The organism is Vibrio sp. D3 (genome assembly GCF_043995865.1).
GTDB classification, from domain to species: domain Bacteria; phylum Pseudomonadota; class Gammaproteobacteria; order Enterobacterales; family Vibrionaceae; genus Vibrio; species Vibrio diabolicus.
Map to the genome: position 1 here is coordinate 1374883 of NZ_CP171886.1, position 13435 is coordinate 1388317.

The following is a 13435-nucleotide window of genomic DNA, read 5'->3' on the forward strand; positions in this document are numbered from 1 at the left end:
CCTAAAGCCTTAGCCAAACATTGACATGGTTTGGTTCATTTGGGTCATTAATGTATTCATTTGAGTGAACTGTTTTAGGTAACGCTTGTACGACATGTCGTATTTACGCTCTAAAGTAGTTTGTTTATCTGAGATGCGATCAATGTTTGCTTGTAGCGATTCTTTACGAGATTTGAACGCTCCAGAAGAGAATTTGAGGAATGGTTCGACCATAGCATCAATAGAGTCGAGTAAAGCGCCGTCGCCATTGAACATCGCTTCCAAGCCCGCACCGTTGTTTTTTTGTGCCTCGGCAAACTTTTCTTGGTCCACTTTCATTTTGCCATTGCGGTCCAATGTCACACCGATTTCGCTCAAGCGCATGCCGCCGTGCTCACCTCGAACCAGGCTGGTTAACTGGCTTTCAATCGAACGCATAGTTGGGTCGCTTGCCAGAGCGCCTCGCTTTTTATCTTCGCCGCCGATTTGCGTGTGCTCATCAATCGCAGATATCAATGTGTTGTAGGCTTCTACGAACTTATTGAGCTGCTCTTTTGTTGCTTCGTCGTCAGCTCCGATACCCAAACCAATAGCGGTTTCTCCTGAGGTTTGAGCTTTGGTAACGGTAATATCTACGCTATCGATAACACCTTCAAACGTATTGCTTGAGTTTGTTAGTTTTAGCCCAGTTCCTTCTGCTCCTAACCAAATCACAGCATCCTGTGGAGCACTTATCTGATTGAGGTTTGTGAATGCATCTTCAAACCAGGCTTGGCCAGTACCAGACGCTGATACGTTGATTTGGTTAGCAACACCTGTTTCAGTGCTTGAAAGCATAAAGTGAGTCTGGCCGTTTGAGCGTACTAAGGTTGCATTTACACCTGGGTTATCGCTGTCGTTATTAATTGCAGTCGCTAAGTCACTTATTGTTGCTGTACCATCACCGTCGGTATCGACTGTTGATAGATCAAGTGTCATCGTTTCACCGTTGATGGTGAATTCGAGAGTTCCTGAAGTCGGAACCTCTGTAGTGGCGTCAAGGTCTGCAGGCATGCCTGTAGAGACTTGATGTGATGTTGCAACTTGTTCAACGAAAATCTGGTAGCTACCGGATAGCGCTTTTGCGTCAGCATTAGCTGTAAAGTAACCTTCTTGAGAAATGCTTGTTGAGTTTTTAATGATGCTGCTAGTACTGCTGTTCATCTCTTTGAGAGCAGTTCGGAACTCACGCATTGCACTTTCAACTTTGCCCAAGGCAGATAACTGAGATTGGTATTTATCGGCTTGTAGCTGATAGCGCTGTTTAAATGGTTGAACGTCGTACGTAGCCAACTTAGTTGCCATGGATATTGGATCTAATGAACTCACGAGCTTATTCCCTCTCTCATCGGTAATTGGCGTAACTCTATGCCTGGAATATATGTCTTATCGCAAGATACGTGCCCAATTGAAATGAGCTTTTAAAACATAAGCTTACGATGTTATCTGGATTTGAGAGGAAGTAGATTTTCCACCTAGTGTGTTCCGCCTTCCTCTAGAAAACATCTAGTGTTTCCTTATAAGACAAGGCGACTAAAAAACTAAATTATTTAATCCACTTTAGGGGGGAGGGAGTTTAAGTAAACTATCAATAGTGCGGTATTTTAGGTTCTTCCTGCTATTTTATTGGGACTATTCCTACATAGTGGGATGTCGCTTTTTGGTATCTTTAACTTGGTATGTATTTGGTGTTTGAAGATATTTTTCCAACGTTAGTTTAACACTTAGATAAGAACGGCAGAAATGAATGAATTTGTTTTGCGACTGATGAAATGTGCTCGATCTTACGAAACGTTTATTAGTGCTAAGTTACTGAGCAAACAAAATATTAATTCAGATGAACTAGCAAGTATCCTACAAGAAGCGATATCCAAGTTCCCTGAGTTGAAAACATATCAGCAAGGACAGGGAAGCGAGACAGTTGAGTTGGAGCTATTTAATAAAGTGCTTCATAATATAATGCGGAAAATAGGTTTTAGAGTACCGGAAGAGCAACGTGGGAATAAAAGCTATATTTATATTCGCAGGTGATAAAAAAGCCTCCTATAGGGAGGCTTTTTATTTTGGTATATTTTATTTCTAGTTCGTTATTAACGAAGTAGAGACATTGCCATACCAGGTAGCTGGTTAGTTTGAGACAGAACTGTCGTACCAGCTTGCATTAGCATTTGGTTCTTAGTCATGTTTGAAGATTCTACAGCGAAATCTGCGTCCATGATACGGCCTTTAGCAGCAGAAGTATTCTCAACCATGTTACCCAGGTTAGTCATAGTGTGCTCAAGACGGTTGATGTTCGCACCAAACTGAGCACGAGTAGCACCGATATCTTCCACTAGACCAGCTGCGCCACTGATTTTATCAAGAGCTGCTTTCGCTTTAGTTGTATCACCGATACCGTCTGTGATTGCTGCGTCAGCAAGAGTCGCTGCAACTTTCTGGATGCTTGCAGATGCGTCAACATCTAGAGTTTCAGCAGAAGAAGCACCGATTTGGAAGGTAACTGCACCAGCTTCAAAACCACCACCAGTTGCTAGTAGTTTTTGGCCACCAAAAGAGGTGTTGTCCACGATGTTCTTTAGTTCAGCTGTCAGCTGTTTAAATTCTGCGTCCATTGCCGCGCGGTCTTTATCGCTGTTTGAACCGTTCAAAGACTGTGTTGCTAGGTCGTTCATACGGTATGTGATGTTAGTCATCTCATCCATTGCGCCTTCAGCTGTTTGCATCATAGAGATGCCGTCTTGAGCGTTACGCATTGCTACTGACATACCACGCGTTTGTGCTTCTAGACGGTTAGCAATTTGAAGACCAGCAGCGTCATCTGCAGCTGAGTTTACACGGTAGCCTGTGCTTAGACGTTCCATTGCGGTGTTTAGAAGACCGCTTGTGTTGTTCAGAGTGTTTTGAGTTACAAGCGATGCGTAGTTAGTGTGCATTGATAAAGCCATCTTAGTCTCCTTAGTTAGTCACTATATCTTTCAGGCCTCGGGATATTCCCTAGTCACTAACTAGAGGCGGTCGGTCAGCTTTAATGATTAATTTGAAAATTAAAAAATTCCTAAAAAAGATCAAAATTGATGATTTTTAGTGACTTGTATTCCATGAAAATACAGATATAACATCAAATAACCTGAATAAGCCTGACTTAATCTGGGAAGCAGTCATCTATCAATATTGTCGTTCTTCGTTATAAATAAAAAAACAGCGCGAATAATTCGCGCTGTTTTATAAAGATTAATAGTTAGGATTCTGTCATTCCTCACCAAAAGATTGAAAAGAGAGGGAGGTCGGGATGTCACTGAAATAACCAAAGTAATAATTGGCCCCTAACAAGCGATAGCGGTTTAGCTCTGTTTGGCTCGCTACCCGCCCGGCTACCCAAGGGTATTTGTGCTTTCTTAAGAACTTAGCAATCGGTAGGAAAGCATGTCTTTCTTCTTTATCCTCTAACGTGACTGATAGTTTGATCATATCGGGACTAAAGTCAGCGACTCGCTCGAAGTTCACTTGTGATGTCGCGACTTCAAACCAAAGTGAGTAAGCGTTTTCTCTTAACTTCTCTATCAGCGCTGAGACTTTATCATAGGCGCATAGCGTTTTGTCTGCTTGAAGAGAAGGAATCACATGTTGAAAAGCGCAAGAGTGAAACTGAATCATCTGTTCGAGAAAGTATATGCCTGGTTCCCATAGTAATGCGTCAATTCTTATCGGCACGACGACGTTACTGATTAAGTCGGGGTGAAAGGCTTCTAGCTGAAACTGTGTTTGTCGCAATGCGAGATAAAGGCTGAACAAATCTAGGCAGTACTGCATTTGTTCAGAGAGTTCGAATTGATAGACGCTTTGTTCGCCACGCGTGCCAAATCTCAACGTCAGGTGTTGGAATTCTACCTCTCCTGATTGAGTCTCGCGAATGGCTTGGCACGCGTGTTGAATGTCATTGTGCTTTAAAGCATCAAATACTAATTGATCGTCATCCGTGACGATATGTTGTACTGCGAGACCAACCAAATGTTCGTACATCGCATGTGTTGAAATAAGATTAACCAAGGTTTCCTACCACATTGATTTGTTTGTTTTCTGGAATTTCGTTGTAAGACAATACTGCCAGTCCTTGCGTAAATGTGCGTGCGTAACGAGCCAGAAGTGGACGTAACTGAGGCATAACGAGAAGAATCGGAGGTAATCCCTGTTGTTTGAGCTGTTGTCTTATCAGTGGCAAGTTTTGTTGGAACTGACCAAGAATATTCGGCTCAATTGGGAAGCTGTCTAACATTACTGTACCAGAAGATTGTGCTTGTTGTAGCGAATTCAGTAGCATTTGTTCTAGTTCATCAGAGAGAGCATAGACATTTAATTCGTTTTTCTGTCCCGCGATCAGGTTTACGAGCGTGCGTTTTAGTGCGCAACGCACATCAGATGCCAGTAAAATTGGGTCTTTAGTGTTTTCCGCGGACTCCAGCATCGTGTTAGCAATCGTACGAATATCTTTTAGTGGCACTTGGTCTAGTAACAACTGGCGATATACTTTGAGTTGCTGCGCAGGGTTAAGTGCCGCGGCTAGGGCTTCGGCTAACTTCGGTGCTTGCTGTGTCAAACGTTGCGTCATGGCTTCAACATCGTCGTGCGTAAACAACTCAGCAAGGTTTGTTTTCATTATCTTGCTAATATGAGTCGCGATGACCGTGCCATCATCGACCACTTGATAACCCATGTTCAGCGCTTTCGCTTTGTCTTGATGTTCAATCCATACTGCTGGTAATTGGTAGGCAGGATCACTGCCCAAAATACCATCTACCTCACCGTACGTTTCTCCGACTGCAATCGCCATCAAACGTTCTGGCTCGATAAAGCCTTGTTCGATCACTTCGCCATTGAGAGAAATTGTATACTGATTCGGTTTAAGGCTTAGGTTGTCTCGAATACGCACCTCTGGTAATAAAAAGCCGACTTGTTCAGATAGGTTACGGCGCACACCGCGAATACGCTGTGATAAAGGTGCACCTTGTTCTTTGTTGACTAGGTGAACGAGACGGTAACCCAGGGAAAGCGACAACGTTTGAACATGAGGAATATCTTCCCACGTAAGTGGTGTATCGTCCTCTTGCATGGCTTGTGAAAGTGCTTCGACCTCCTCGATTTGGGAGTCTTGCACGGGCTTTTTCGTTTGACGCCAACCCGCGAAAGCTAAAGCACCCGCGAAAGCAAAAAAGGCCAAATGTGGCATGCCTGGTACCATGCCTATCACAGCCATGATGCCTGCGACGGTAAACAGTGTCGCCGGGGTCGCCAGCAATTGTTTTTGCATGGTTTCCGACATGCCATTATCGCTATCATTAATTCGCGTAACGATAATCGCTGCAGCCGTTGCCAATAGAAGTGACGGAATTTGAGCTACTAAGCCATCACCGATTGTAAGTAGTGCGTAGGTTTTAAAGGCGTCAGATGCTGCGAGTCCATGTTCAAAGACGCCGATGCTGATACCACCAATGATGTTGATAAAAAGAATCAGCAAACCAGCGATAGCATCGCCTCGCACAAACTTTGAGGCACCGTCCATCGAGCCATGGAAATCGGCTTCGTTAGCGACTTCTTTACGACGCAATCGAGCGGTTTCCTGATCGATAAGACCGGCATTTAAGTCGGCATCAATCGCCATCTGTTTGCCCGGTAAGGCATCCAAAGTAAAGCGCGCTGACACCTCAGAGATACGTTCGCCACCTTTGGTAATAACGACGAAGTTGATGATCATCAAGATAACAAACACCACCATACCAACGACGTAGTTACCGCCAATAACGACTTCACCGAACGCTTGGATGACTTTACCTGCCGCATCCCCCCCATTATGTCCTTCTAGGAGTACGATTCGTGTGGAAGCGACGTTCAGTGTAAGACGTAATAATGTCGCGACTAACAAAATCGTTGGAAAAACTGAGAAGTCTAATGGTCGCTTTGCGGTAGTGCTGACCAGCAATACTAGGATTGCTAAGACGATATTGAAGGTAAACAACGCATCCAATAGCAGGGGAGGCAAAGGTAAAATCACCATTGCCAAAATCATTAGCAAGACAATTGGAATGCCAATGTAGCCTTTGGTTGATGTTTGAAGTTGTTTTAACCGGTTAAGCATACTTTCGTGTCCTTGGATAAACGCGGGTTAATCAGTGCTGCAAATGTTTTGGAATCGAAAAATGAGGCAAAGGAGTTGGCTCTTTTCCTTCACCTTTACGGAAGGCTTTCAATTGCAAAACGTAAGTAAGAATATGTGCCACGGCAATGTACAGTTGGCTTGGGATTGCTTGTTCAATCGCCGTGGTGTGATAGATCGAACGAGTCAACGGTGGTGAGTTGATGATCTCCACCTTGTTTTCTCGGGCGATTCGTTGAATGTGCATGGCTGTTTCGTCTACGCCTTTTGCAACCACAAATGGAGCATCAGAAAGTGAAGGTTCGTACTTCAGAGCGACAGCGTAGTGAGTTGGGTTAGTGATGATTACGTCAGCCGTTGGTACCATCTTATCGATTTTACGGCGTGCAAACTGCTGTTGAATTTGACGGATTCGCTGCTTTACTTCAGGGCGGCCTTCGTTGTTCTTGAATTCCTCCTTCAGCTCTTGTTTGGTCATACGCAGCTCTTTTAGGTGCTCCCAACGTTGGTAGGGAATGTCTACAACACCAAATAACAACAACGCAAACCCCATCAACAATAAGCCTTCAAAGAGAATAGACATCACGAGGGAAAAGCCTTGGCTTAAAGGTAAGTTTTGCATACCTAGCAGAGGCTGTAAGTGGTTGTCTAAATAGCCATATAAGATGCCGAAAATAACGGCTACTTTGAATGTGGACTTTAAGAGCTCAACCACTGAGCGTGTCGAAAAAATGCGCTTTATCCCACTTAAAGGATTAATTTTGCTCAGCTTTGGCATCACGTTCGCCGGACGGAACATCCAACCGCCTAGTACAAGGCTGCTACCACAGGTCACGATAATAATGACGGTAAACAACGGTAATAACATGTCGATGATGACCGCTAAACTTTGTCCCAATTGCTCTACAAGCTGTTTAGGGTTTTCTAGGTCGGCTCGCGTCAGCATCATGTTGTAGCGAAAAATGCCTGACATACTTTCCCAAATGCTATTGAGCTGAGAGTAAAAGTAGAGCGCCACCGCTAGAAATATCACCGCAGTAGTAAACTCTTTCGCACGAGGAATTTGTCCTTCCTGACGTGCTTTTTTTACTTTCTGCGGCGAGGCTTTTTCAGTTTTGTCCTGAGACGATTGATCGCTCATGCGCCCCCCAACATAAAGTTACTCAAGTGTCTGATGGTGTCGTGCACAAGCGCGGTGTAGCGACCCGGCACACCAGATACTGATATTAATACGCTGAACAGGCCAAGAAGCATCGTCATTGGAAAACCTAACGCATACACGTTGAGTGAGGGGGCGGCGCGATTCATCACACCAAAACTGATGTTGGCTAGGAGCATTGAAACAATAGCAGGTAACGCTAGTGCTAAAGCAGAGGCAAACATCCAACCGAAAATATTTACAACGCCTTGCAGAGAAAGCGATGTGATTCCTGAACCGACCGGCCACACGACAAAACTTTGAATCACGATATCAATAACGAGCAAATGTCCTTCTAGCGCGAGAAATAACAAGGTTGAAAATATAAGAAATATGCGGCCCAAAATGGCGACAGAAAGTCCGTTGATAGGATCATTCATCATTGCCATACCCAATCCCATTTGCAGAGAAACGACCTGACCAAGCATGGTGAAAACGTTAAAGAGCATGTGCAAAATTAGCCCAAACATCACGCCCCAAATCGCTTGCTCAAAAGCAAGGAATAGAGACGTCATGGAGAATAATTCGACTTGTGGCATTGGTGGCATCAATGGTGCGGTAATCACGACGATCGAAAGTGCCAGTAAGGTACGGATCCAAACGGGAATGATTGCATCACCAAAGAAGGGCATCGAAATAAATACGGCTCCCACACGAAAAAACGGCCACCAGAGTTGACCGAGTATCGCTGAGAGCTCTGCAAATGTGATGGCCATTAGCCAATCATCCCCGGTATGTTGTGGAATAAGAAATCAAACAGTTCCATGATTTTTCGGAGCATCCAATGACCCGCAAAAATCACCATCAATAGCGTAACGAGCAAACGTGGTAAAAAGCTGAGTGTTTGCTCGTTGATTTGTGTGGCGGCCTGGAAAACGGCGATACACAAACCGACAATTAGGCCAGGAACAACCAGTACCGCAACCATCAGAATGATCAGCCATACTGCATCGGAAAATAACGTTACGGTTAGTTCAGGGGTCATAGCATGCTCCTATTTAACCGAAACTGGCAGATAATGTGCCAACCGTCATTGCCCAGCCATCCACGAGTACAAACACCACCAGTTTAAAAGGGAGTGAAACAATCAAAGGCGATAGCATCATCATACCCATTGCCATGAGCACACTGGCGACAACCAAGTCGATAACCAAGAAGGGGATGAAGAGCATAAAGCCAATTTGAAAGGCGGTTTTTAGTTCACTGATGACAAACGCAGGCAAGACAACCGCAAAAGAAATATCTTCAACGTTTTGGTCGAGTGGTTCATTGGCAATACGCAGCATTTGCTCAAGAGAGCTTTGATGAGTTTGTGCCAGCATGAACTCTCTCACGGGTTTCTCTGCTACAGAGAACGCTTGTATTAGCGTGATTTCACCATTGTCATATGGTTGAAATGCATTTTCATGAATATCGCTCCAAACAGGTCGCATGATCAGCAAGGTCAATGCCAAAGCAATCCCAACCAATACGCGGTTAGGAGGACTTTGTTGAAGACCAAGGGCTTGGCGCAAAATCGCGAGGACGACGATAATCCGAGTAAAGCTCGTTGCCATCAGAATGAATGCTGGAAGAAAACTGAGCGCCGTCATCAACAACAGAATTTGCAATTTAACGCTGTATTCTTGCTGTGTGTCGCCATCAGAAACGGACAAGATAGTTAAGCCGTTGTCTGCCGCCATGGTTGGGAAAGCAAACAAAAGTGACACCAGTACCAAAAGAGGTAACCAACGGTGCCAAGCGCTCAGATTTTTCATTGTGATGCCTACCTAAGATTATTGACCAACGCCACTCAATGCAGAGTCATGTACATCGATCAGACGAAGTCCGTACTTATCATTAACGACGACGACTTCAGCGTGACCCATTAGAGAGCCGTTTACCTTTACGTCTAAAGGCTCACCATTGAGCTTTTCAAGTTCGATAACCGTGCCTTCTCCGGCTTTCATTAAGTCCCCAAGTGGGATTTCTTTGCTTGCAACTTCCAGCGTGACAGTGACGGGAATACTTTTGAAAAAGCTAAGATCACGTTCCGCAGTTGCTGGTTCTTGTTGGAGCGTACTTTCAGCTTCAAAGTCTTCTAATTGAAAGTCGTCAAAGTTCAATTCTTCTGCGTCGAATGCATTCGTTTCTGGCGCTTCGCTCATCGCTGCGGTTCCTTATCAGGGTTAAAGATCAAAACAAGTTGGCCGTCTTGCTCAGCAATACGACCTGTAAATAAAGATTGGTTACCAATGCTGACTGGAACCGTATTAAGAAGCTCAATTGGTAAAATATCGTTAGGTTGTAAGCCTACAACGTCGCTCAACGGCATCTTCTTTTTACTTAAAACAACATTCAGTCGAACAGGCGTTGCCTCTAAAGAGCGACAGAATGGTTGGTACAAATCTGTATCGGGCTGCAGTTCAAGCTGCTCGATCAGTGTTTGAATAAGGTGGCTATCTAGTTTGAGATGAATTGAGCCTTGGTGATCGTCAAACGCGATGTTTAATTGCACGTTAATTCCAATCCCTCGGGGCGCTTCGTACTCACCCATTTCCCACATCTCACCAGGTGCAAGCCAACCAATAATGATACGACTGATTCGCTCTTGTAAGCGGAGGTCACTTGCTGTCAGTGTTGTTGCTGAACGCTCAGTGCTGGCGCCATAGAACCGATCTGCCAGTTTTATTAACGTGTGAGAATCTCCATGAACAAATACCATGCCGCCTTCTTGGTGTTGATAGGTTGACGTTTGGTCTTTATCCATTTTTATCGGTGTAAAGCGATGCAAGTCTACAGAGGTTAAGCTAGCTTCCACTTTACTCGTACTGAGCCAATTTTGTAATTCAATCGTAAGGCTGGAACAAGACTCTGAAATCAAGCCTTCAAGCTTTTCACGAATGATATGAATAGGTTTGCCTAATAATTCTACATCAAGTAGTTGAATATCAGAAATAGGCTCGCTAACTCTATTTTCCATTTATATTTTACCGTGCGTTAACAATCGAAACTGTTTTAACTTAATGGCGTGTAGTCTACACAGAAATTTTAATGATCTTTTAGTTTCAAACTCTAAGATTGTGACTTTAGTTCACATGTTGCCTTGAGCATATAGTCTTAATCTTTTAATAAAATTTAAAAAGGGTTAGTTTCCTTTATAAATTGCTTAATAAGAAAATATAAAAATATTAAGCGTTTTTAGTTGTTATTAACTTTTTAAAACCATCTTCATGGTGTAACGGCTAATTTAGATAATTAAAATATAAGACATTGTTTTTAAAGCTTAAATCTTGATTTTAAAGGTTTGGCTATGCTCTTGTGAGTATTTTGTAACCAGTTTCAATATTCAGAATAGGTAATTAACATGATTAGCTATGCCAGTTATCACGGCTTAGTGGCATATTTAATTAAATTGATAAGGTCATGGAATTGTAAGATATACATGAACCCTAACGGTTTAATAAATTGTAAAATATTTATTTTTGTCAGTTTGCTAGTGTCTAAGGTGACATATTCAGGTGAAGTTGTGACCATCCCCATGGACCTTTCAAAGTGGACATATAAAGGAAACAACTTTGAATGCAACTTATTGCACTCAAGCACGCCGTATGGGAAGTTTTATTTCCGTTCGGAACCTAACAATAAAACTTATTTTATTTCCGATATACATTATGAAAATAATAAATGGAAAACGATTGCTCTAATAAGTCAAAGTGCTCCTTGGTCTGGTGAGCTTTATAGAAAAGAGTTTGCCACCCTTGATTTTACTAAGCCATCCCAACGATTTGTCTTCAGCAAAGGTGCTGATGAACTCATGGATTTAATTGCTACTGGTAATTGGGTGACGTTGTCACTAAAGGGAAGTGATGCTTCCTCTTTGTCAGAGATTGTAATTCCGACTATTCAAATTCAAAACGCGCTCAAGTCATTTAATGCCTGTCGAGCGCGTTTGCCTAAGCTTTCGTTTTCAGAGGCACGAAATCTTGTTCTGTCTTTTGACTTTGGTCAGAGGGCGCTAAGTCGTAAGCAGCAAGAAACGCTCGCAGCGTTAAATAGCTATGTATCTGTTGATGATCGTGTGACCAAGATTTTAATTGATGGCCACACCGATAACGTTGGTTCTAGTTTGGCGAACCTTTCAGTATCACGTACTAGAGCAGAGCAAGTTGCCGAGGCCTTAGTTGAACTTGGTATTGATAAATCGATGCTCGAAACAAGAGCGCATGGTTCTCGTTACCCAATTGCCAGCAATAGTTCGACGAAGGGCCAAGCGAAAAATCGACGCGTAACGTTGCGCCTAGTGAGAGATAACGAGCGAACGGCAGTGAAACACCACCCTGATGTACAACAACAAAATCAACAAACGAAAGTTAAGGTTCAATGATGACGAAAACGAAAATTTTGTTGGTTGAGCCGAATGAAGCTCTTGCTCAACCAGTATTGGATGTGTTGCAAAATGCAGGTTACACCGCAAAACACACTCGTACTGGCCGAGGCGCATTAGTTGAAGAGCGAGCAGAAATCACTCTTGTGAGCTCTACTTTACCGGACATGTGTGTCCGCGAGTTTGTTGCTTGCCACCAAAAGCAACGTAACTCTGGTGTTGTTATCGCTATTGTCGATCAAGAGCAGGGAATCTTGGCGGCTGAGACGATGAAATCGGGAGCAACCGATTATCTATTACGCCCATTTGAAGCGAATCAGCTGCTCAATTTACTGAAGCGCGTTGAAGCGTTAGGTAAGCCAATGGCCAACATTGTTGCGGAATCTTGGCGAAGCAAACAGGTACTGCAATTGGCGCATCGTGCCGCTTGCACCAGCGCCAGTGTGTTAATTACAGGCGAATCGGGAACGGGTAAAGAAGTGCTGGCTCGATATGTGCATGAGCACTCTCCACGTATTGATGGTCCATTTGTGGCGGTTAACTGCGCTGCCATTCCAGAGTCGATGCTAGAAGCGGTTCTATTTGGTCATGTCAAAGGTGCCTTCACAGGAGCGACTAACTCTCAAAGCGGTAAGTTTGAAGAAGCGAATGGCGGGACGATTTTGCTAGATGAAATCGGTGAAATGTCCCCTGCAGTTCAAGCCAAGTTATTACGCGTTCTTCAAGAGCGTGAAGTGGAACGCGTAGGCAGCCACAAGGCGGTGAAGCTTGATATTCGTGTTATTGCGGCAACCAATAAAGACTTACGTGAAGAAGTTCAAAAAGGCACATTCCGTGAAGACCTTTATTACCGATTGGATGTTTTGCCTCTGCACTGGCCTCCTTTGCGTGAAAGAAAAGAAGACATTTTACCGATCAGCCAATTCTTTATTGAAAAGTATCAAGATAGCAGTCGCTGTCATCTATCCCAAGATGCGATCAGTGCGCTGAGTCAGTATCACTGGCCAGGTAATATTCGCGAGTTGGAAAATGTCATTCAGCGTGCATTGGTCATGCGTCATGGTGACTACATTACTGCCCATGATCTGATGCTGCCTATTGAACTTGTTGCGCCAGTTCCATCCGCTGAGCCAGCTTCAAGCTTTGGTCATGTAGAAGCGAAGAAGCAGGCTGAATATCAATTTATTTTAGAAAAATTACGTCAGTTTGGTGGAAACCGAACGAAAACCGCAAACGCGCTTGGAGTATCAACTCGAGCGCTACGCTACAAACTCGCAGCCATGCGAGAACATGGTATTGATTTACAGTCGGCACTAGGCTCGGCTGCCTAATAGGAGAAAAAATAGATGGCAAGTCAACCTACTCATGCGGTCTCGGCAGAGCAACTTATGTTGTCAAAAATGCAGGCGATGCAGGCACAAGTGCAGCCGCCAGAGTTTATCGTGAGTGCAAATCCTTTAGATCAACAATCACTAAACGCACCATTATCGTTCTCACAAGCGATGACAAATGTGTTGGATACAGTGAATCAACATCAATCAGTGGCTAGTCAAAAAATGACGGCCGTAGAAACAGGAAAAAGTGATGACCTAGTTGGTGCGATGGTCGCTAGCCAAAAAGCCAGCTTATCATTTAATGCTTTGATGCAAGTGCGCAACAAAGTCGTGACCTCATTTGAAGATATTATGAAGATGCCGGTGTAATT

14 protein-coding genes are annotated in these 13435 nt (G+C 43.8%); 4 read left to right on the forward strand and 10 right to left on the reverse strand.

Features of this window, described 5'->3' with window-relative positions; translation table 11 throughout:
• Window positions 1-9: 9 nt before the first annotated feature.
• The gene (fliD, locus tag ACHFJ9_RS06020) at window positions 10-1347 is read right to left on the reverse strand and encodes a flagellar filament capping protein FliD (RefSeq protein WP_395354234.1); all 1338 of its coding nucleotides are present in this window, start codon (window positions 1345-1347) and stop codon (window positions 10-12) included.
• A gap of 414 nt (window positions 1348-1761) precedes the next feature.
• On the opposite strand from fliD, the gene ACHFJ9_RS06025 reads away from it, so the two are divergent.
• The gene (locus ACHFJ9_RS06025; RefSeq protein WP_053807552.1) at window positions 1762-2049 is read left to right on the forward strand and encodes a hypothetical protein; all 288 of its coding nucleotides are present in this window, start codon (window positions 1762-1764) and stop codon (window positions 2047-2049) included.
• A gap of 59 nt (window positions 2050-2108) precedes the next feature.
• Here the strand turns inward: ACHFJ9_RS06025 and lafA are convergent, their stop codons facing one another.
• The 9 genes from lafA to ACHFJ9_RS06070 form a co-directional block, all read right to left on the reverse strand.
• On the reverse strand, window positions 2109-2963 hold the full coding sequence (gene lafA / locus ACHFJ9_RS06030; RefSeq protein ID WP_053807553.1) for a lateral flagellin LafA: 855 nt from the start codon (window positions 2961-2963) through the stop codon (window positions 2109-2111).
• 304 nt (window positions 2964-3267) lie between these two features.
• Window positions 3268-4038: an EAL domain-containing protein gene (locus tag ACHFJ9_RS06035; RefSeq protein ID WP_047009608.1), complete on the reverse strand. Its 771-nt coding sequence runs from the start codon at window positions 4036-4038 to the stop codon at window positions 3268-3270.
• Between the two features lie 19 nt (window positions 4039-4057).
• The gene (flhA, locus tag ACHFJ9_RS06040; protein WP_395354237.1) at window positions 4058-6148 is read right to left on the reverse strand and encodes a flagellar biosynthesis protein FlhA; all 2091 of its coding nucleotides are present in this window, start codon (window positions 6146-6148) and stop codon (window positions 4058-4060) included.
• 31 nt (window positions 6149-6179) lie between these two features.
• Window positions 6180-7307 carry a flagellar biosynthesis protein FlhB gene (gene flhB, locus ACHFJ9_RS06045; RefSeq protein ID WP_006741983.1) on the reverse strand — a complete coding sequence of 376 codons (1128 nt, stop codon included), beginning with the start codon at window positions 7305-7307 and terminating at the stop codon, window positions 6180-6182.
• Window positions 7304-8080: a flagellar biosynthetic protein FliR gene (gene fliR / locus ACHFJ9_RS06050; RefSeq protein ID WP_006741982.1), complete on the reverse strand. Its 777-nt coding sequence runs from the start codon at window positions 8078-8080 to the stop codon at window positions 7304-7306. The genes flhB and fliR overlap by 4 nt, the downstream gene beginning before the upstream one ends.
• Complete coding sequence (gene fliQ / locus ACHFJ9_RS06055; RefSeq protein ID WP_005375036.1) at window positions 8080-8349, reverse strand: flagellar biosynthesis protein FliQ; 270 nt, start codon at window positions 8347-8349, stop codon at window positions 8080-8082. Before fliQ ends, fliR begins: the two co-directional genes overlap by 1 nt.
• Window positions 8350-8362: 13 nt before the next feature.
• Window positions 8363-9121: a flagellar type III secretion system pore protein FliP gene (gene fliP, locus ACHFJ9_RS06060; protein ID WP_005398045.1), complete on the reverse strand. Its 759-nt coding sequence runs from the start codon at window positions 9119-9121 to the stop codon at window positions 8363-8365.
• 18 nt (window positions 9122-9139) lie between these two features.
• Complete coding sequence (gene fliN / locus ACHFJ9_RS06065; RefSeq protein WP_005398044.1) at window positions 9140-9511, reverse strand: flagellar motor switch protein FliN; 372 nt, start codon at window positions 9509-9511, stop codon at window positions 9140-9142.
• A complete protein-coding gene (locus tag ACHFJ9_RS06070) occupies window positions 9508-10326 on the reverse strand; it encodes a FliM/FliN family flagellar motor switch protein (RefSeq protein ID WP_074190374.1) in 819 nt (272 codons plus the stop codon). The genes fliN and ACHFJ9_RS06070 overlap by 4 nt, the downstream gene beginning before the upstream one ends.
• Window positions 10327-10710: 384 nt before the next feature.
• Between ACHFJ9_RS06070 and ACHFJ9_RS06075 the strand changes: the two genes are divergently transcribed.
• Genes ACHFJ9_RS06075 through fliE form a run of 3 tightly spaced genes read left to right on the forward strand, consistent with a single transcriptional unit; the run spans window position 10711 to window position 13433 of the window.
• Window positions 10711-11730, forward strand: coding sequence for an OmpA family protein (locus ACHFJ9_RS06075; RefSeq protein WP_395354242.1), 1020 nt, complete (start codon window positions 10711-10713; stop codon window positions 11728-11730).
• The gene (locus tag ACHFJ9_RS06080; protein WP_395354244.1) at window positions 11730-13061 is read left to right on the forward strand and encodes a sigma-54 interaction domain-containing protein; all 1332 of its coding nucleotides are present in this window, start codon (window positions 11730-11732) and stop codon (window positions 13059-13061) included. Before ACHFJ9_RS06075 ends, ACHFJ9_RS06080 begins: the two co-directional genes overlap by 1 nt.
• A gap of 15 nt (window positions 13062-13076) precedes the next feature.
• Window positions 13077-13433, forward strand: a complete 357-nt coding sequence (fliE, locus tag ACHFJ9_RS06085; protein ID WP_005375045.1) for a flagellar hook-basal body complex protein FliE — start codon at window positions 13077-13079, stop codon at window positions 13431-13433.
• Window positions 13434-13435 lie beyond the last annotated feature (2 nt).

Bases quoted from the DNA above. Each gene is read 5' to 3' on its own strand.
- ACHFJ9_RS06025 (WP_053807552.1), top strand. From the start codon at position 1,762: ATGAATGAATTTGTTTTGCGACTGATGAAATGTGCTCGATCTTACGAA.
- lafA (WP_053807553.1), bottom strand. From the start codon at position 2,963: ATGGCTTTATCAATGCACACTAACTACGCATCGCTTGTAACTCAAAAC.
- ACHFJ9_RS06035 (WP_047009608.1), bottom strand. From the start codon at position 4,038: ATGTACGAACATTTGGTTGGTCTCGCAGTACAACATATCGTCACGGAT.
- flhA (WP_395354237.1), bottom strand. From the start codon at position 6,148: ATGCTTAACCGGTTAAAACAACTTCAAACATCAACCAAAGGCTACATT.
- flhB (WP_006741983.1), bottom strand. From the start codon at position 7,307: ATGAGCGATCAATCGTCTCAGGACAAAACTGAAAAAGCCTCGCCGCAG.
- fliR (WP_006741982.1), bottom strand. From the start codon at position 8,080: ATGGCCATCACATTTGCAGAGCTCTCAGCGATACTCGGTCAACTCTGG.
- fliQ (WP_005375036.1), bottom strand. From the start codon at position 8,349: ATGACCCCTGAACTAACCGTAACGTTATTTTCCGATGCAGTATGGCTG.
- fliP (WP_005398045.1), bottom strand. From the start codon at position 9,121: ATGAAAAATCTGAGCGCTTGGCACCGTTGGTTACCTCTTTTGGTACTG.
- fliN (WP_005398044.1), bottom strand. From the start codon at position 9,511: ATGAGCGAAGCGCCAGAAACGAATGCATTCGACGCAGAAGAATTGAAC.
- ACHFJ9_RS06070 (WP_074190374.1), bottom strand. From the start codon at position 10,326: ATGGAAAATAGAGTTAGCGAGCCTATTTCTGATATTCAACTACTTGAT.
- ACHFJ9_RS06075 (WP_395354242.1), top strand. From the start codon at position 10,711: ATGATTAGCTATGCCAGTTATCACGGCTTAGTGGCATATTTAATTAAA.
- ACHFJ9_RS06080 (WP_395354244.1), top strand. From the start codon at position 11,730: ATGACGAAAACGAAAATTTTGTTGGTTGAGCCGAATGAAGCTCTTGCT.
- fliE (WP_005375045.1), top strand. From the start codon at position 13,077: ATGGCAAGTCAACCTACTCATGCGGTCTCGGCAGAGCAACTTATGTTG.